This is a genomic window from Pseudomonas sp. p106, assembly GCF_003936645.1.
GTDB lineage: Bacteria > Pseudomonadota > Gammaproteobacteria > Pseudomonadales > Pseudomonadaceae > Aquipseudomonas > Aquipseudomonas putida_E.
In genome coordinates, this window is the sequence record NZ_RHQR01000025.1 from 38,243 (window position 1) to 56,511 (window position 18,269).

Genomic DNA, 18,269 nt, shown 5'->3' on the forward strand with positions numbered 1-18,269 from the left:
ATCGCCGAAATTTTTTGCCCGGATACCCGTCCCCGCCGATGTCTTCCCGTAGCCGCAGAACCGCTCATTCAGTCGCCCTGACGCGCCTGGCCCAAATCAGTGCGCTGGCGCTGGCCGCCACCCTGGTGGGCTGCCAGAGCACCCGTCAGCTCGACGAATCCGACAGCGTTCGCGCGCACAGCTACCAGGCGCGGATCAAACACAAACCCGTTCCGCTCGCGGTCAAACCCGCCGAGCAGGCGCCGCAGGATGTGTGGGAGCGCATGCGCCAGGGCTTCGCCCTGCAAGACACCATCGACGTCAACCCGCGCATCGAGCAGCAGCGGCTGTGGTTCGCCAGCAACCCCTCGTTCCTCGAAAACGCCGGTGAGCGCGGCAGCCTGTACCTGCACTACATCGTCGAGCGCCTGGAAGAACGCGACATGCCGCTGGAACTGGCCCTGTTGCCGGCGATCGAAAGCGCCTACAACCCCATGGCCTACTCGCGCGCCCATGCTGCAGGCATGTGGCAGTTCATCCCCTCTACCGGGCGCCACTTCAACCTGCGCCAGACCAATTTCTACGATGGTCGCCGCGACATCACCGCGTCGACCAACGCCGCGCTGGATTACCTGAGCCGCCTGCACGACATGTTCAACGGCGACTGGCTGCTGGCACTGGCTGCCTACAACGCCGGTGAAGGCACCGTCAGCCGGGCGATCGAGCGCAACGAGAAACTCGGCCTGCCCACCGATTACTGGAACCTGCCACTGCCACAGGAGACGCGCGACTACGTGCCCAAGCTGCTGGCCCTGTCGCAGGTGGTCCTGACCCCCGAAGCCTACGGCGTGAACCTCAACCCGATCGCCAACGAGCCCTACTTCGAAGCTGTCGCCATCAAGGACCGCCTGGACCTGTCGCGGGTAGCCGCCTTCGCCAACATCGACGAAGACGAACTGATCCAGCTCAACCCGGCATTCAAGAAGCGCATGACCGTGGATGGGCCCAAACAATTGCTGGTACCGACGGCCAAGGCGCAACTGCTGTCCGACAGCCTGTCCAACCTCAAGCCTGAACAACTGGTCAGCCTGCAGCCGAACAAAGCCGTGTTCGCACGCGCCGTGGCCGAAGCCAAGGCACCTGCCAGAGCGCGCAGTTACCGCGTAAAGCGCGGCGACAGCCTGAGCACCATTGCCAGGGCCAACCGGGTTTCGGTCAAGGATATCCAGCGCTGGAACAAACTATCGGGTAGCCGTGTAAAGGCCGGCCAGGTGTTGGCACTGCGTGGTGGTAGTGCGGCAGGCAACCGGGTGGCGGCATCCTCCAAGCGCTCTACCCAGTACAAGGTCCGCAAGGGTGACTCGCTGTATCTGGTGGCAAAACGTTTCAATGTTGAGATGAAGCACCTCAAGCGCTGGAATCCGCGCAGCGGGCACGCCCTCAAGCCAGGCCAGACCTTGACCGTCTACCTGGGGCACTGATGGCAACCCGGGGCTGCTCCGCAGCCCCTTGATCTCCTTCCAGACACACCCTTTTTCCAACCCCGCCAAGCTGTTACTGTAGCCCGACCAAAGCCCAACGCCTCTGGATCGGATGCCGACTTGATACGTCCCCTCCTGCTGTCACTCAGCCTGGCCTTGAGCTTTCCCGCAGCCGCGATGGTGAGCGAAAGCCACGGATACGCGCAGTTCGGCACGCTCAAGTACCCAGCCACATTCACCCACTTCGACTGGGTCAACCCGCAAGCGCCCAAGGGCGGCACCTTGCGCGCCATGGCATTGGGCACCTTCGACACGCTCAACGCCTATACCTTCAAGGGTTCTAGCCCGGTCACAACGCCGAACTTCCTGCAGTACGGTGTCAACGAGCTCAACGAAACACTGATGGTCGGCACCGGCATGTATGACCCTTCCGGGGACGAGCCCACCTCCAGTTACGGCCTCATCGCCCGCTCGGTGGAGTACAGCGAGGACCGCAGTTGGGTGGTGTTCAACCTGCGCCCGCAAGCGCGCTGGCATGACGGCAAACCGATCACTTCTGCAGACGTCGCCTTCTCTTACCGCACGCTGCTCAAGGATGGCCACCCGATCTACCGCACCAACCTGCAGGAAGTGCAGCGCGTGGATATCCTTGGCCCGCTGCGCATCCGCTTCGTGTTCAAGCGCGCTGGCAACCCGCTGCTGATCCTGCGCCTGGGCGAGATGCCGGTGCTGCCCAAACACTACTGGCAAAACCGCGATTTCAAGGGCACCACCTTCGAGCCGCCGCTTGGCAGCGGCCCCTACCGCATCACTCCGGTGCAGCCCGGCAGGCGCCTGGTGTTCGAGCGGGTAAAGAACTACTGGGGCAAGGACCTGGCGGTAAACCGCGGCAAGTACAACTTCAACCGCATCGAATACGAGTTCTATCGGGACGCCACAGTCGCGTTCGAAGCCTTCAAGGCAGGCGAGTTCGACATCTATATCGAGCATCAGGCAAAGAACTGGGCCAACGGCTACAACTTCCCGGCACTGCGCCGTGGCGAGGTGATAAAGGCCCAGATCCCCCATCGCATCCCGACCCAGACCCAGGGGCTATTCATGAACAGCCGCCGGGCCACCTTCAGCGACGCCAGGGTACGCCAGGCGCTGGGCCTGATGCTCGACTTCCAGTGGACCAACCGCGCCCTGTTCAGCAGCGCCTACCGGCGCTCGACCAGCTACTACCCCAACAGCGAGTTTGCCGCCAGCGGCCTGCCCACGGGCAAGGAGTGGCTGCTGCTGGCGCCGTTCCGTGACCAATTGCCGGAAAAGCTGTTCACCCAGCCCTATCAGGTCAGCCACACCGATGGCCGCGGCATCGACCGCCAGAGCCTGCGCCAGGCGCTGAGCCTGCTCGGTCGCGCCGGCTGGAAGCTCGACGGCCAGCGCCTGGTGAACGCACAAGGCCAGCAATTGCGCATGGAGCTGCTGCTGGTGAATCCCAACCTCGAACGCATCCTGCAACCTTATGTCGAAAACCTGGCGAGCATCGGCATCGATGCGCGCTTGCGCACCGTGGACCGTGCCCAGTACAAACAACGCCTGGACCAGTTCGACTTCGACATGATTCTGATGACCTTGAGCCAGACCTTGAGCCCCGGCCTTGAGCAGTGGCTGTACTTCCATTCCAGCCAGGCTGCGATCAAGGGCAGCAAGAATTACGCTGGGGTCAGGGATCCGGTGGTCGACCACCTGCTCGACACCTTGCTCGCCGCGCGCACCCGCGATGATCAGGTCGCCGCCGCTCGCGCCCTGGACCGCGTGCTGTCCTGGCAGTACTACATGATCCCCAACTGGTATCTCGACAACCACCGCCTGGCCTACCGCAACCGGTTCGGTTTCGTCACCACCCCGCCCTATACCCTGGGGCTGAATACCTGGTGGCTAAAGACTTCGGAGAAAGCCCAATGATGCCAACATACCGCCTGCGCCAGCTGGCAGGCAGCCTGCTGCTTGCCTGCCTGAGCCTACCGGCCATGGCCGCGCCACAACACGCACTGACCCTTTATGATGAAGCGCCGAAGTACCCGGCCGACTTCAAGCACTTCGACTACGTCAACCCCGACGCGCCCAAGGGCGGCACCTTCCGCCAGTCAAGTTTCGGCGGTTTCGACAGCCTCAACCCGTTCATCAACAAAGGGGTGGCCGCCGAAAACGTCAGCGCCATCTACGACACCTTGATGCGCCAGAGCCTGGACGAGCCGTTCACCGAGTACGGCCTGGTTGCCGGCAAGATCGAAAAGGCCCCGGACAACAGCTGGGTGCGCTTCTACCTGCGCCCCGAGGCACGCTTCCACGACGGCCACCCGATGCGGGCCGAAGACGTGGTGTTCACCTTCAACGCCCTGATCAAGGACGGCGCACCGCTGTACCGCCAGTACTATGGCGATGTCGCCCAAGTCGTCGCCGAAGACCCGCTGCGCGTGCTGTTCACCTTCAAGCACAAGAACAACCGCGAGTTGCCGCTGATCCTCGGCCAGTTGCCCGTGCTGCCCAAGCACTGGTACGAAGGCCGCGAATTCAACCGCGGCAACCTGGAAATCCCGCTCGGCAGCGGCCCGTACAAGATCACCGAGGTCAAGCCCGGCCGCTCGATCCGCTACGAGCGGGTCAAGGACTACTGGGCCAAGGACCTGCCGCTCAACCGCGGCCAGTTCAACTTCGACGCCATGACCTTCGACTCCTACCGCGACAACACCGTCGCGCTGGAAGCACTCAAGGCCGGCCAGTTCGACTATGGCCTTGAGACCAGCGCGAAAAACTGGGCCACCGCCTACAACGTTCCCGCCGTACGCGATGGCCGCCTGATCAAGGAAGAGCTGCCCAACGGCAACCCCACCGGCATGCAGGGTTTCATTTTCAACCTGCGTAAACCGGTGTTTCAGGACATCCGCGTACGCCAGGCACTGAGCCTGCTGCTGGACTTCGAGTGGACCAACAAGCAGTTGTTCAACGGCGCCTACACCCGCACCGGCAGCTACTTCGAAAACTCCGAAATGGCCGCCCAGGGCCTGCCCTCGCCTGACGAGCTGAAGATCCTTGAGCCTATGCGCGGCAAGGTCCCCGAACAGGTGTTCAGCGAGGCTTTCCACAACCCGGTCACCGACGGCAGCGGCATGATCCGCGAACAGCAGCGCCAGGCCTACAAGCTGTTGATGGACGCTGGCTGGAAGATCGTCGACGACAAGATGGTCGACAAGAACGGCAAACCGGTGTCCATCGAGTTTCTGCTGGCCCAGACCGAATTCGAGCGCATCCTGCTGCCGTTCAAACGCAACCTGGCCGACCTTGGCATCGACCTGAACATCCGGCGCGTCGACGTTTCCCAGTACATCACCCGCCTGCGCTCGCGTGACTTCGACATGATCGTCAGCGGCTATCCGCAGTCCAGCTCCCCAGGCAACGAGCAGCGCGAGTTCTGGTCCAGTGCCGCTGCCGACAACCCCGGCAGCCGCAACTTCATCGGCCTGCGGGACCCGGCCATCGACCAACTGGTCGAAGCGCTGATCAACGCCGATTCCCGACAGAGCCTGATCAACCACGCCCGCGCCCTGGACCGCGTGCTGCTGTGGGGTTACTACGTGATCCCCAACTGGCACATCAAGACCTGGCGCGTGGCCTACTGGAACCACATCGGCCACCCCAAGGTTTCGCCCAAGTACGACATCGGCATCGACACCTGGTGGATCAAGCCCGAGGTGACGCCAGCCGTGTCCGAAGCGCCTGCGCAAGAGGCCAACTGACATGCTGGCCTACATCCTGCGTCGCCTGCTGCTGATCATCCCGACCCTGTTCGGCATCCTGGTGATCAACTTCATCATCGTCCAGGCCGCCCCCGGCGGCCCGGTGGAACAGATGATCGCCAAGCTCGAAGGCTTCGAGGGTGCCACCAGCCGGATTGCCGGCGGCGGCGCCGAAGTCTCCGTGGCCGGCTCCAACTACCGCGGTGCCCAGGGCCTCGACCCTGCGCTGATCGCCGAAATCGAGCGCATGTACGGCTTCGACAAGTCGCCCCCCGAGCGTTTATGGATCATGGTCAAGAACTATGCCCAGCTGGACTTCGGCGAGAGCTTCTTTCGCGATGCCAAGGTCATCGACCTGATCGCCGAGAAGATGCCGGTGTCGATTTCGCTCGGGCTGTGGAGCACGCTGATCATGTACCTGGTGTCGATCCCCCTGGGTATCGCCAAGGCGGTGCGCCACGGCAGCCACTTCGACGTCTGGACCAGCTCGGCGATCATCGTCGGCTATGCCATCCCGGCGTTCCTGTTCGCCATCCTGCTGATCGTGCTGTTCGCCGGCGGCAGCTACTTCGACTGGTTCCCGCTGCGCGGCCTGACCTCGAACAACTTCGACGAGCTGTCCACCACCGGCAAAGTGCTCGACTACTTCTGGCACCTGGTGCTGCCGATCACCGCCCTGGTGATCGGCAACTTCGCCACCATGACCCTGCTGACCAAGAACAGCTTCCTCGACGAGATCAACAAGCAATACGTGGTCACCGCCAAAGCCAAAGGCCTGAGCCGCTCGCGGGTGCTGTACGGCCACGTGTTCCGCAACGCCATGCTGCTAGTGATCGCGGGCTTCCCTTCGGCGTTCATCGGCATCTTCTTCACCGGCTCCCTGCTGATCGAGGTGATTTTCTCCCTCGACGGCCTGGGCCTGATGAGTTTCGAGGCGGCCATCAACCGCGACTACCCGGTGGTGTTTGGCACCCTGTTCATCTTCACCCTTCTCGGGCTGGTGGTGAAACTGATCGGCGACCTCACCTACACCTTGGTCGATCCGCGCATCGACTTCGCCAGCCGGGAGCACTGACATGGCCTTGTCCCCTCTCAACCGTCGGCGCTTCGAGCGCTTCAAGGCCAACCGACGCGGCTGGTGGTCGCTGTGGCTGTTCCTCATCCTGTTCGGCCTGAGCCTGGGCGCCGAGCTGATCGCCAACGACAAACCGATTGCCGTGCGCTACGACGGCGAGTGGTTTTTCCCGGCCTTCAAGCGCTACCCGGAAACCACCTTCGGCGGCGAGTTCCCACTGGAGGCCAACTACAAGAGCCCGTATATCCGGGAGCTACTGGCCAAAAAAGACAGCTTCGTGCTGTGGGCCCCGATCCCGTACAGCTACCAGAGCATCAATTACGACCTGCGCGTACCCGCCCCTGCGCCACCCTCGGCGGACAACCTGCTGGGCACCGACGATCAGGGCCGCGATGTACTGGCGCGGGTGATCTACGGCTTCCGCATTTCGGTGCTGTTCGCCCTCACCCTGACCATCCTCAGTTCCATCATCGGCGTCATCGCCGGTGCCCTGCAGGGCTTTTACGGTGGCTGGGTGGACCTTGCCGGCCAGCGCTTTCTGGAGATCTGGTCCGGCTTGCCGGTGCTGTACCTGCTGATCATCCTTGCCAGCTTCGTGCAGCCCAACTTCTGGTGGTTGCTGGGCATCATGCTGCTGTTTTCGTGGATGAGCCTGGTCGACGTGGTGCGTGCCGAGTTCCTGCGCGGGCGCAACCTCGAGTACGTGCGCGCCGCCCGTGCCCTAGGGATGCGCAATGGCGCGATCATGTACCGGCACATCCTGCCCAACGCCATGATTTCGACCATGACCTTCATGCCCTTCATCCTCACCGGTGCCATCGGCACCCTGACCGCCCTGGACTTCCTCGGTTTCGGCCTGCCACCGGGCGCGCCGTCGCTGGGCGAACTGGTGGCCCAAGGCAAGTCCAACCTGCAGGCGCCATGGCTGGGCATCAGCGCCTTTGCCGTATTGGCGATCATGCTGAGCCTGCTGGTATTCATCGGCGAATCCGCCCGCGATGCCTTCGACCCGAGGAAGTGAGATGAGTGAACAGAACCTGATCGAAGTGCGCGACCTGGCGGTGGAGTTCGTTACCGGCGAACAGGTCAACCGTGTGGTCGATGGCATCAGCTTCGACATCCGCAAGGGTGAGACCCTAGCGCTGGTCGGCGAGAGCGGTTCGGGCAAGTCCGTTACCGCCCACTCGATTCTGCGCCTGCTGCCCTACCCGCTGGCACGCCACCCTAGCGGCAGCATCGGCTATGAAGGCAACGACCTGCTGCAGCAAGGTGAGAAGGCCATGCAGAAGATTCGCGGCAACCGCATCGCGATGATCTTCCAGGAGCCGATGACCTCGCTGAACCCGCTGCACTGCATCGAAAAGCAGATCAACGAAATCCTGCTGCTGCACAAGGGCCTCACCGGCAAGCAAGCCACTGCGCGCACGCTGGAGTTGCTGGAGCTGGTGGGCATTCCCGAGCCGCGCAAGCGCCTGAAGGCCCTGCCCCACGAGCTGTCCGGTGGCCAGCGGCAGCGGGTGATGATCGCCATGGCGCTGGCCAATGAGCCGGAATTGCTGATTGCCGATGAACCCACCACTGCGCTCGACGTGACCGTGCAGTTGAAGATTCTGGAGCTGCTCAAGGAACTGCAGGCGCGGTTGGGCATGGCATTGCTGTTGATCAGCCATGACCTGAACCTGGTAAGGCGCATTGCCCACCGTGTTTGCGTGATGCAGCGTGGGCAGATTGTCGAGCAGGCCGATTGCGCGACGCTGTTCAGTGCGCCGCAGCACCATTACACACAGATGCTGATCAATGCCGAGCCCAGCGGCTTGCCGGCACATAACCCGGTTGGCGCACCGCTGCTGGAAGTGAACGACCTGAAGGTATGGTTCCCGATCAAGAAAGGCTTGCTGCGCAAGACGGTTGACCATGTGAAGGCGGTGGACGGGATCAACTTCAGCTTGCCGCAAGGGCAGACACTGGGGATCGTGGGTGAGTCGGGATCTGGCAAGTCGACGCTGGGGCTGGCGATCTTGCGCCTGATTTCGAGCCAGGGGGGCATCCGCTTCCATGGCCAGGCGCTGGAAGGCTTGAACCAGAAGCAAGTGCGGCCACTGCGACGTGAGATGCAAGTGGTGTTTCAGGACCCCTTTGGTAGCCTGAGCCCACGTATGTGCGTGGCGGATATCGTTGGTGAGGGGCTGCGGATTCACAAGATTGGTACAGCCGCAGAACAGGAAGCGGCGATTATCGCGGCGCTGGAAGAGGTAGGCCTGGACCCACGCACGCGCCACCGCTACCCGCATGAGTTTTCGGGTGGGCAACGGCAACGTATCGCCATCGCCCGGGCGCTGGTGCTCAAGCCGGCGTTGATTCTGCTGGATGAGCCGACGTCTGCGCTGGATCGTACGGTGCAGCGGCAGGTGGTGGAATTGCTGCGCAACTTGCAGCACAAGTACAACCTCACCTACCTGTTCATCAGCCATGACCTTGCCGTGGTCAAAGCGTTGAGTCACCAACTGATGGTGATCAAGCAGGGGCATGTTGTGGAGCAAGGCGAGGCTCAGCAGATCTTCCATTCACCCCAGCATGCTTATACGCAGCAACTGCTGGAGGCGGCGTTTTTGCGTCATGACACTGAACGGTGACTGCCTTCCAGGGCCTGATGGTTTTACCCGTATCAAGGCAGAGGTTGTGCGCCCAGAGCACGGAGCAGCAGGCTGTTTCGCTGCCGCCTAGATCGCCCGTCTGGGCTCTGATAATAGCCTTGATGCATGAGTTCGAATCCCTGGAGGAGCTGTTTTACCAGCTAAAAGCCTCTGGCAAAGCAATCAGGAAGGTGGCCCAGGTGCTTGTCATGATTTACGACAACGCCCGTGGGCCTAAGGCGCGAAAGGCGTAGCCTTCGGGCAAACCTTTGCTATTGCAAACACCCCCACCACGCACGACAATAAGATTCATTACCAATCGCGAACCATTCCATCCAAAATGCCCGCCAACGACCTCTCTCTGCGTAGCGCCGTCAATCACCTGTATTGCGAGCACCACAGCTGGCTCAATGGCTGGCTACGCAAGAGGCTGGGCAACGCATTCGATGCCGCTGACCTGACGCAGGATACGTTCGTGCGGGTGATCAAGGCACGCAGCGCACTGGACATTCGCGAGCCGCGCCCGTACTTGTCGAGGATCGCCAAGGGCTTGCTGATCGACCTGTTTCGTCGGCGCTCACTGGAACAGGCATACCTGGAAACCTTGGCAGCCTTGCCGCAAGCACAGCACCCGTCGCTGGAAGAGCAGGCGATCATGTTGCAGGCACTGGTAGAAATCGATCGCCTGCTGCAAGGGCTGGGGCCGAAGGTCAGGCAGGTGTTCATGCTGTCGCAATTCGACGGGCTGACCTACCCGCAAATTGCCGAGCAGCTGAACATCAGCGTGCGCAGCGTCAACAACTACATGGCAAAGGCAATGGAGCATTGCTGTTTGATGCAGATGCAATTGGCATGAGCCTTTCGCCCGCCGAGTTGCAGGCCATCAGTGCAGCAGCCCGCTGGTACGCGCGGCTGCAGTCTGGCATCGCCACCGACGCCGATCGCAGCGCCTGGAACGACTGGCTGGCTGCCGATCCGGTCAATCGCCAAGCCTGGCAGCGGATGACCGCTGTGGGTGAGCAGATGGCAAGCGTGCCGGGTGCGCTGGCCGCACCCGCCCTGCGCGGTGCCGCACGTTCCCGCCGGCAACTGTTACGCAGCGTACTGGTATTGGTGCCAGCCACCTCGCTGGGCTGGCTGGGGTGGCGTAGCAACAGCTCGCAACAACTTTTTGCCGATTACCGCACCGCTGTGGGTGAGCGCCGTACCTTTCGTTTGGCCGATGGCAGTTCACTGCTGCTGAACACCGACACCTCTGTAAACCTCAAGTACGACGGCCAGCAACGGGTGCTGGAACTGCTTCGCGGTGAAATTCTGGTGTCGACCGCTAACGACCCAGCACAGCGGCCATTCAAGGTAAGCACCACACATGGCGAGGTCCGGGCGCTGGGCACGCGCTTTATCGTTCGCACACAAGCGCTGGGCGGCGAGGTGGCAGTCCTGGAGAAAGCGGTAGAAGTCAGAGCGTCCAGCAGCGCATTGACAGTGCGCGTTGAGGCCGGGCAATCCATCGCCTTCACCGACCTCACGGTGGGGCAGCTACGGCGTAATGACGCTACGGTGGGAGCCTGGCAACACGGCAGCATCATTGCCATTGACCGCCCCCTGGTCGAACTTCTTTCCGACCTGTCGCGCTACCGCACCGGCGTGCTGCGCTGTGATCCGCGTATTGCGCAACTGAGGGTCTCTGGCGCGTTCCCAATCGATGACACCGACCTGGCGTTGGCTGCGCTGGAAAGCGGGCTTTCATTACGCGTCACGCGTTACAGCCGTTTCTGGGTCAATGTGTCGCCTCCTGTCGTCCCGCCTCAGTAATTAAAAAATTCTTTTTTGCACTTTTCTTACGCATCGTTCGGCTCATCCCCCATTGGGTGTCATCGATCATTTTCAGGGGGGGATTAGGATGTCTGAGGTATTCAAGCGTGGTCGTCTGGCGACCACGGTAAAAGTCGCGCTGCTGGCAGTAACCACTGTCGGAGCCTGGTCCACAGCAACGGTCGAGGCAGCCGTGGCGGCCCAGCACAGCGCAGTGCGGTCGTTCGACATCCCTGGTGGCAGCCTGACCGAAGTCCTTGGCCACTTCGCCAGCGCGGCGGGGGCGGCGATTTCGTTTGATGCCAGGCAAACAGACGGCTTTAGCTCCTCGGGGCTCAAAGGTACCTTCGGTGTCATTGAAGGCTTTAGCCGGATTCTGGCCGGCAGCGGCCTGCAAGCCCAGGCGCAGTCCAACGGCACCTATGTACTGCGGGAAGTGCCTTCCGCTGGTTCGGCAATGGAACTTGGTGCAACCAACATCACCGGCCAGGTGCTGGGCGCCACGACAGAGAACAGCGGCTCGTACACCACGGGCGCGGTCACCATAGGCAAAGGTGAGCACTCGCTCAAAGAGACGCCACAGTCGGTGACGGTAATGACCCGCAAGATGATGGACGACCAGAACCTGTACACCATCGACCAGGTCATGGAGAAGACGCCCGGCATTACCGTGTACGACTCGACCATGGGTGGCAAATACTTCTATTCACGCGGGTTCCGCATGTCGGGCCAGTATCAGTACGACGGTGTGCCGCTGGACATGGGCAACCTCTATGTCCAGGCCGACAGTTTCAGCAGCGACATGGCGTACTACGACCGGGTCGAAGTGCTGCGCGGCGCAGCGGGCATGATGAAAGGCTCCGGCGGCACTGCCGGCGGGGTGAATTTCGTGCGCAAGCGCGGCCTGGCAGCTGCGCATACCGACATCACCCTGTCCGGCGGCAGTTGGGACAACTACCGCGGGCAACTGGACACCGGCGGCCCGCTGAACGCATCCGGCACTCTGCGCGGCCGGGCAGTGATCGCCGAACAAAGCCGCCACTATTTCGTGGACGACGCCAACCGCAAAGATCAGGTGTATTACGGTGCGCTCGACTTCGATCTGAATGCCGACACCACCCTGGGGCTGGGCGTTGCCTATGAAGACGTGGATGCCAACCCATGCTGGGGTGGCCTGCCGCGCTACCGCGATCGCAGCGACTTGAAGCTGAGCCGCTCAACCTGCCTGGACCCCTCATGGAACACCTGGCGCAGCCAGCGCACCACCGTGTTCAGTGATGTGTCCCATCAGCTTAACGAAGACTGGAAACTCAAGGTTGCCAGCGTCTATACGAAGAACACCCAGGACATCAAGTACGCGTTTGCCTCAGGTGCAGTGACGCCCGGTACCAATACCACTGGCATGCTGGGCAGCATGTATGACTACGACCAGGTCGATTACGGCCTGGACGCCTACGTCGATGGCACCTTCGATGCGTTTGGCCAACAACATGAACTGGTGCTGGGCATGAATGCGAGCCGTTCGAACAAGGACGACTTCTACTCAGTGGCCTTTCTGCCGCAGCGCCAGAATGTATTCAACCCCGACAAGTTCATCCCTGAGCCCGACGACAGCTACTTCATCGACAACTCATCTCGCGGCGGGCCGGTGAAGTCCAAGACTACACAAAAAGGCCTCTACTCGACCCTGCGCTTGAAACTGGCCGACCCACTGACCCTGGTGGTTGGCGGCCGGGTGAGCCGGTACACCTCCACGACCGACTCCGACTTTATCAACACCGGTACGTCGGAGCATTCCAGCACCCGCGAAACCGGGCAGGTCACGCCCTTCGCCGGGGTACTGCTGGACTTGAACGAAAACCTTACCGCTTACGCCAGTTACTCGGATATCTTCACTCCGCAAGGCAACTACCGGTCTGAAGACGGTTCCGCGCTCAAGCCGCTTGTGGGCCAGAGCTATGAATTGGGGATCAAGGGGGCCTGGCTGGAGGGGCGACTGAACGGCGCCTTCAACCTGTTCCGTACTATTCAGAAAGACCAGGCGCAGACCGATTACAACTCGTCATGCCCGTCATCCGATGGTTACTGCTACGTCAACGCCGGCAGGGTACGTGCGCAAGGTTTCGAGGCGCAGCTCAGCGGGGAAATCATCGAGCGCCTGCAACTGCTTGCGGGATACACCTACACCCAGACCAAGACGCTGGACGACATCGACAGCAGCCTGAACGGTGCGGCGTTCAACAGCTACGTGCCTCGGCATGTGTTGCGCCTGTGGGGCGAGTACACCCTGAGCGGCGCGTTAGAGCGGTTGTCTATCGGTGCCGGGGTCAACGCGCAAAGCGACAACTTCCGCGTCTCGCCCGCCAGTGGCGAAAAAATCGACCAGGCAGGCTATGCGATCTGGAATGGGCGTATCGGTTATCGCATCGATGACACCTGGTCGGTAGCGCTCAACGGTAACAACCTGTTCGACAAGCGCTACTACGCCAGCATCGGCACCGAAACCTTCGGCAACTATTACGGTGAGCCACGCAACTTCATGGTATCGGTCAAAGCCAGTTTCTGATGCTGACGCTGTCATGACAGCCTTTCGGAACGGCCTTGCCGCTCAGACGTGGCGCCACGTCTGAGCGTTGGCCACCCTCAGAAACCAATCGCGGCCAATGTTACTCAGGCTTGGACAGCGCGGCCCTCCAGTGCTTCGCTGTCAGCCACCATCCCCTCCCGCATGCGCTGCGCATCGCGGCTGAAACACCGCGACGCGGCCAGCAGAAACACCATGGTCAACATCAGTGCCACCGGTATCAGGTACATCGCGTCGTGCAACCCCTGGGCCTTGAACGCCTCGCTCATCACCACCTCTCCCGCTGCGTCCATGGCAGCGACGGCGAAATGGTCCGACAGACCGCCCACCACCACCGGCCCTAATCCACCGCCAAGCAGATACAGCCCAGCGAAATACAGCGCCATGGCCGTGGCGCGCAGGCGGGGCTGCACCACGTCCTGGATGGCGGTGTACACGCAGGTGTAGAAGTTGTACGAGAACAGCCAGCCAACGCCGAACAACGCCACGAACAGGCCCAGCTCGATCCGCCCGGCGTGCAGCGCCCAGGCGGTGGCAAGCGTGGCGACCAGCATGCTCAGCACGGCGAACATCAGCCGGCCGTTGGCAAAGCGCTGATGCACCTTGTCGGCCACCCAGCCACCAAGGGTCAGGCCTACCAGGCCGGTCACACCGACTATGACCCCGGTGGCCACTGCGGCTTGTTGCAGTTGCAGCTCGAAGTACCGCTGCAGCATGGGCACCATGAACGAGTTGCAGGCGTACGAAGCAAAATTGAACGTAAGGCCGGCGAGCACCAGCCAGGCGAAGGTAGGTACGCTAAGCACGCGGCGCAGCGGCCGGTCCAGTGGAACCTGGGAGACGGCTACGGTTTCTGCCGCACCGCGTGCGGGTTCGCGGATCAGGAACAGGAACAGTGCCAGCACCACACCCGGCACAGCGGCGATGAAGAACGGTGCGCGCCAGCTGCCGAAGGCCTGCACCATGGCGCCGATGGTGAAGAAGGCCAGCAACAGGCCCAGCGGCAGGCCGAGCATGAAGATACCCATCGCCCTTGCCCGCCGCTCGGCAGGGAACAGGTCTCCGATCAGCGAATTGGCGGCAGGCGCATAGCTGGCCTCACCGATGCCCACCCCCATGCGCACCAGCAGAAAGCTCCAGAAGCTGCCAACCATGCCGTTGACTGCCGTCAGCCCGCTCCATGCCATCAGGCCCCAGCCCATAAGCCGGCTGCGCGAACCGGTGTCGGCCAGCCGTGCCAACGGCAGGCCAGCGATGGCATAGACCAGGGTGAAGGCAGTGCCGATCAGGCCGATCTGGAAGTCGCTCAGGTGCCACTCCAGGCGAATCGGTTCGATGATGATGGCGGGTATGGTGCGGTCGAAGAAATTGAACAGGTTGGCCAGGAACAGCAGGAACAGGATGCGCCAGGCGTTATTCGCTTGGATGGCGGTCGGCATAGTCAGGTCCCTCGTTATTGTTGTTCGGGGCTTCCAGCACGCCACACGAATCTAGAGGGGGAACTGCGCATCGTCTGCCACCATTGACCGCGCTGATATCGAGCGATGCCCGGTGAGCAGTACGCTGGCCCGGTTCAACGCAAATCCTGACTCACTCGCTCTACAGCGTTCACCACACCCGTCGCGCCCTGCAAGATCACGCCAATCGCCTCACCTGCCTGCGAAGCAAGCTGCAGGCTCTGCGTGGCGTGATCCCGGCTGGTTTCTATCTCGCCAACGGCCTGGCTGGCGAGCGTCTGGTTATGTGCCACCACCGAGACGATCTCATCGGTAGCCGTGCTGGTGCGCGCCGCCAGCTTTCGCACTTCGTCGGCAACCACGGCAAACCCCCTGCCCTGCTCGCCGGCGCGGGCCGCTTCGATGGCTGCATTGAGCGCGAGCAGGTTGGTTTGCGCAGCGATGCCGCCGATGGTCTGGACGATCGAACTGATCAACACCGATTGCTCGCCCAGTGCAGTGATCGTCGTGCCGGCCGATTGCAGTTGCCGGGTCATACCCTGCATGGTCTGCTCCACCTGCTGCACCACCGCCGCGCCCTGCGACGCTCCGCCCACGGTATTGCGCGACACCTCAAGCGCCATCTGCGCGGCCTGTTTGATGGCCTCTTCACGCTGGACCTGTGCGGTAACCACCGAGGCGAACTTGACCACCCGCACCAGTTTCCCCTGGGCATCGTTCACCGGGTTGTAACTCGCTTCCAGCCACACTTCGTGCCCGTGCCGGTCCTGGCGGCGGAAGCGGCCGGTGACGTAGCGGCCGGTATTGAGCGTTCGCCAGAATTCGGCATATGCCGGGCTGGCGGTATCTTCTGCACAGCAAAACATCCGGTGATGCTTACCCACCACTTCATCGAGCCGGTATCCCATGCCCGCCAGGAAGGTGTCATTGGCGGCCAGCACATGCCCTGCCAGATCGAACTGGATGACCGCGCTGGAGCGCAACAGCGCGTCGAGCAGCGCCTGGTTCTCTCGAGCCAGCCCGACCTCTTTCGACACGTCGCGCCCGTATGCGCGCACCTCGCATACCCGCCCTTGTGCATCCAGCCGCGGATACCAGCCCAGGCGCCACCATGCCGACTTGCCATTGACCGTGTTCAGGTTCATGTCATCGTGCAGCGGCGCACCATTGGCAAGCGCGCTGGCCAGCCCGCGCACGGTCTGGGCGGGCAGCCACTGTCCCAAAGAGGTGCCGGCCAAGGCATCCACAGTGACGCCGAACGCAGCAGCGCTGGCGACGTTGCAGTCGACGATCCGCCAATCGCCGTCGAGCCGCAGAAAAAAACCGGCCTGCTCTATCTGCTCCAGGCATTGCCGAAGGCTTTCCAGTTCGCGTTCACGCTCGGCGAGCGTGTTTTTCAATTGCCGGTTGAACATGCAGGCACCTGCTGAGGATAAGCGACGAATGAGTCAAATCAGGACTGCGACCTGCGGAGCCGGTTGTTGCAGTACCACGTCTGGAAGGCGGCCAGCGGCATGGGTCTGGCCAGGTAATAGCCCTGGGCCTGAGCACAACCCCAGGCCTTGGCACAGGTAAGCTGTTCGGCGGTTTCGATGCCTTCGGCCACCACCTGGTAACCGAGCTGGTTAGCCAACCCCACCAGCGACTGCACCAAGAGGAGGTCCTTGGCACTGTGCGTGGCCTTCTGGATCAACGAGCGGTCCAGTTTCACGAACGTGGCAGGAATGCGGCTGAGGTAGGCCCAGTTGCTATAACCGGTACCAAAGTCATCGATGGCGATGTCGATCCCGGCCTGACGTGCACGCAGCAATTGCCGCCGTACTTCTTCGGGATGTTCGATAAGCACGCTTTCGGTGAACTCCAGTTGCAGGCGCCACGGCGCGATGGCCCTGTGCTGGAGCTCGGCAAGCAAGGTGTCCATGAATGCCGCGCTCTCCAGGTCGCGCGCGGTGACATTCATGCTGATGCGCAAGTCTGGCGCCTGAGCGTGTTGCAGGATGTTCAACACCGCGCGCATCACCCACAGACTGATCGACGCTATCAGCGCGGTTTTCTCGGCCAGGGCGATGAACTCGGCAGGGGAAATATCCCCCAATTGCGGATGACGCCAGCGCAACAGCGCTTCAGCGCTGTTGCAGGTATGGCCTTGCAGTTCGACTCGCGGCTGCAGGTGCAGGCTGAGCTCGTCATCGCTCTGCAGCGCCGCCCCCAGTGAGGTCAACAGGGAGAATGCCCTGCGCTGCGCTGCGTCCACCTCCGGCTGATAGTGCGCGCAGCGGCCAGGGTTGCCACGGGCTGCGTCAGCGGCGCCGACCGCACGGCGCAACCAGTCAAGGCTGCCATCGTCGTCGCAGCGGGTGACCGGCGAAATACCGACCGCGGCGTCCAGGAGCACGGGAATCTGATGACACTGCACAGGGTCGCTCAGCACACCGATTACCCGCGCGCACATTGCCAGAGGGTGCTGGTGCACGATAACGGCAAACCGGGTGGGGCTGATCTTGTACAACGCAAGGTCCGGGTCAAGCTGGCTGACGATCAGGTCTTTCACCTGAAGGGTCAGGTCGTGGGCGAAGTTGTAGCCCAACACCTTGATCATGTGCGTAAGCACCTGCGCCGGCATGATGTCGAACACCACCACGGTCAGGGCATCATGGCGTTCAAGGCGCGTCTGCACGTCGCATTCAAGTTTTACCCGATTGAACAGCCCGGTCGGCTGGTCGTAGAAATTTCGCCGGCGTATACCGGCAATGATCTGCACTGCCATGTCTGCGAACGCCTGCAACATCCCGCGCTGAGCATCATCCATGGCCTCACGCGGGGCCGTGTCGATGATGCAGAAACTGCCAATCGCGACCTGCTTGTCCACCAACAGCGGAGCGCCGCAATAGTAGCGAATGCCGGGCGCACCGGTGACCAGCGGGTTTTCGGCAAAGCGCGGGTCCAGCGTCGTATCCAGCACTTCCAGCGGCTGCGCCTGAAGAATGGTATGGGCACAGAACGCCACATCCCGCGGCGTGCTGTCGGCCTCCAATGCGGTCTTGGCCATGAACCACTGCTGGCACTCGCTGACGATCGAGATTAGGCACATCGGCGCATTGAAGTAACGGCCGGCCCATTCGACCAGTGTGCGCAGCTCGGTGCTGCAGTCCTGGTGCGCAACACACCACTCAGCGACCGCAGCCAAGCGCTGCTCTTCATTGGACGGCATAGGGGCGACATTCATGTTCATTTCACCTGCCCCTATCGGAATGGCAACAAGGTTATGGCTATGGGCCATTACTGAGACTTCATCACTCCTTTGAACGTTCCGCGCTCCTGCGAGGAAATCAACAGTACCGACAAAACCTGTACAAATCCAGAGCGTTGTACAATTTTTTATTCTTAGCAAAGACTTATTCGCCGTGAATACGGCAAATTCCCGGCTGCATACCTGTACAAAATAAAATTGGCGTACAAAGAA

The 18,269-nt window shown here is 61.8% G+C and carries 12 protein-coding genes and 1 pseudogene; 9 read left to right on the forward strand and 4 right to left on the reverse strand.

The genetic code is table 11. From position 1 onward, the window contains the following. The first annotated feature begins 38 nt into the window (after window positions 1–38). From EGJ09_RS23515 to EGJ09_RS23555, 9 genes are all read left to right on the forward strand, one after another. Window positions 39–1,460, forward strand: a complete 1,422-nt coding sequence (locus EGJ09_RS23515; protein WP_046785216.1) for a lytic transglycosylase domain-containing protein — start codon at window positions 39–41, stop codon at window positions 1,458–1,460. Between the two features lie 120 nt (window positions 1,461–1,580). Next, window positions 1,581–3,410 carry an extracellular solute-binding protein gene (locus tag EGJ09_RS23520; protein ID WP_218567560.1) on the forward strand — a complete coding sequence of 610 codons (1,830 nt, stop codon included), beginning with the start codon at window positions 1,581–1,583 and terminating at the stop codon, window positions 3,408–3,410. Further along, on the forward strand, window positions 3,407–5,242 hold the full coding sequence (locus tag EGJ09_RS23525) for an extracellular solute-binding protein (protein WP_119687470.1): 1,836 nt from the start codon (window positions 3,407–3,409) through the stop codon (window positions 5,240–5,242). Before EGJ09_RS23520 ends, EGJ09_RS23525 begins: the two co-directional genes overlap by 4 nt. Before the next feature lies 1 nt (window position 5,243). Further along, window positions 5,244–6,317: a microcin C ABC transporter permease YejB gene (locus EGJ09_RS23530; protein ID WP_039603181.1), complete on the forward strand. Its 1,074-nt coding sequence runs from the start codon at window positions 5,244–5,246 to the stop codon at window positions 6,315–6,317. Window position 6,318: 1 nt separating this feature from the next. Then, the gene (locus EGJ09_RS23535; RefSeq protein ID WP_046785219.1) at window positions 6,319–7,338 is read left to right on the forward strand and encodes an ABC transporter permease; all 1,020 of its coding nucleotides are present in this window, start codon (window positions 6,319–6,321) and stop codon (window positions 7,336–7,338) included. 1 nt (window position 7,339) lies between these two features. After that, window positions 7,340–8,950, forward strand: a complete 1,611-nt coding sequence (locus EGJ09_RS23540) for an ABC transporter ATP-binding protein (protein WP_046785220.1) — start codon at window positions 7,340–7,342, stop codon at window positions 8,948–8,950. A 340-nt stretch (window positions 8,951–9,290) separates the two neighbouring features. After that, window positions 9,291–9,806: a sigma-70 family RNA polymerase sigma factor gene (locus tag EGJ09_RS23545; RefSeq protein ID WP_115274300.1), complete on the forward strand. Its 516-nt coding sequence runs from the start codon at window positions 9,291–9,293 to the stop codon at window positions 9,804–9,806. After that, window positions 9,803–10,765, forward strand: coding sequence for a FecR domain-containing protein (locus tag EGJ09_RS23550; RefSeq protein ID WP_115274299.1), 963 nt, complete (start codon window positions 9,803–9,805; stop codon window positions 10,763–10,765). The genes EGJ09_RS23545 and EGJ09_RS23550 overlap by 4 nt, the downstream gene beginning before the upstream one ends. 88 nt (window positions 10,766–10,853) lie before the next feature. After that, window positions 10,854–13,331, forward strand: a complete 2,478-nt coding sequence (locus EGJ09_RS23555) for a TonB-dependent siderophore receptor (RefSeq protein WP_125924911.1) — start codon at window positions 10,854–10,856, stop codon at window positions 13,329–13,331. A gap of 104 nt (window positions 13,332–13,435) precedes the next feature. Here the strand turns inward: EGJ09_RS23555 and EGJ09_RS23560 are convergent, their stop codons facing one another. The 4 genes and pseudogenes from EGJ09_RS23560 to EGJ09_RS23570 form a co-directional block, all read right to left on the reverse strand. Then, window positions 13,436–14,788, reverse strand: coding sequence for an MFS transporter (locus EGJ09_RS23560; RefSeq protein ID WP_125924912.1), 1,353 nt, complete (start codon window positions 14,786–14,788; stop codon window positions 13,436–13,438). Between the two features lie 134 nt (window positions 14,789–14,922). Continuing rightward, on the reverse strand, window positions 14,923–15,429 hold the full coding sequence (locus tag EGJ09_RS27095) for a methyl-accepting chemotaxis protein (RefSeq protein WP_256345758.1): 507 nt from the start codon (window positions 15,427–15,429) through the stop codon (window positions 14,923–14,925). 30 nt (window positions 15,430–15,459) lie between these two features. Beyond that, a pseudogene (locus EGJ09_RS27100) lies at window positions 15,460–16,221 on the reverse strand (PAS domain-containing protein); the annotation flags it as partial. 38 nt (window positions 16,222–16,259) lie between these two features. After that, window positions 16,260–18,032 carry a GGDEF and EAL domain-containing protein gene (locus tag EGJ09_RS23570; protein WP_256658457.1) on the reverse strand — a complete coding sequence of 591 codons (1,773 nt, stop codon included), beginning with the start codon at window positions 18,030–18,032 and terminating at the stop codon, window positions 16,260–16,262. Between the last annotated feature and the right edge of the window lie 237 nt (window positions 18,033–18,269).

Excerpts from the sequence above, each read along its gene's own strand:
- EGJ09_RS23515 (WP_046785216.1), top strand. The coding sequence starts at position 39 with ATGTCTTCCCGTAGCCGCAGAACCGCTCATTCAGTCGCCCTGACGCGC.
- EGJ09_RS23525 (WP_119687470.1), top strand. The coding sequence starts at position 3,407 with ATGATGCCAACATACCGCCTGCGCCAGCTGGCAGGCAGCCTGCTGCTT.
- EGJ09_RS23530 (WP_039603181.1), top strand. The coding sequence starts at position 5,244 with ATGCTGGCCTACATCCTGCGTCGCCTGCTGCTGATCATCCCGACCCTG.
- EGJ09_RS23535 (WP_046785219.1), top strand. The coding sequence starts at position 6,319 with ATGGCCTTGTCCCCTCTCAACCGTCGGCGCTTCGAGCGCTTCAAGGCC.
- EGJ09_RS23540 (WP_046785220.1), top strand. The coding sequence starts at position 7,340 with ATGAGTGAACAGAACCTGATCGAAGTGCGCGACCTGGCGGTGGAGTTC.
- EGJ09_RS23545 (WP_115274300.1), top strand. The coding sequence starts at position 9,291 with ATGCCCGCCAACGACCTCTCTCTGCGTAGCGCCGTCAATCACCTGTAT.
- EGJ09_RS23550 (WP_115274299.1), top strand. The coding sequence starts at position 9,803 with ATGAGCCTTTCGCCCGCCGAGTTGCAGGCCATCAGTGCAGCAGCCCGC.
- EGJ09_RS23555 (WP_125924911.1), top strand. The coding sequence starts at position 10,854 with ATGTCTGAGGTATTCAAGCGTGGTCGTCTGGCGACCACGGTAAAAGTC.
- EGJ09_RS23560 (WP_125924912.1), bottom strand. The coding sequence starts at position 14,788 with ATGCCGACCGCCATCCAAGCGAATAACGCCTGGCGCATCCTGTTCCTG.
- EGJ09_RS27095 (WP_256345758.1), bottom strand. The coding sequence starts at position 15,429 with ATGGCGCTTGAGGTGTCGCGCAATACCGTGGGCGGAGCGTCGCAGGGC.
- EGJ09_RS23570 (WP_256658457.1), bottom strand. The coding sequence starts at position 18,032 with ATGAATGTCGCCCCTATGCCGTCCAATGAAGAGCAGCGCTTGGCTGCG.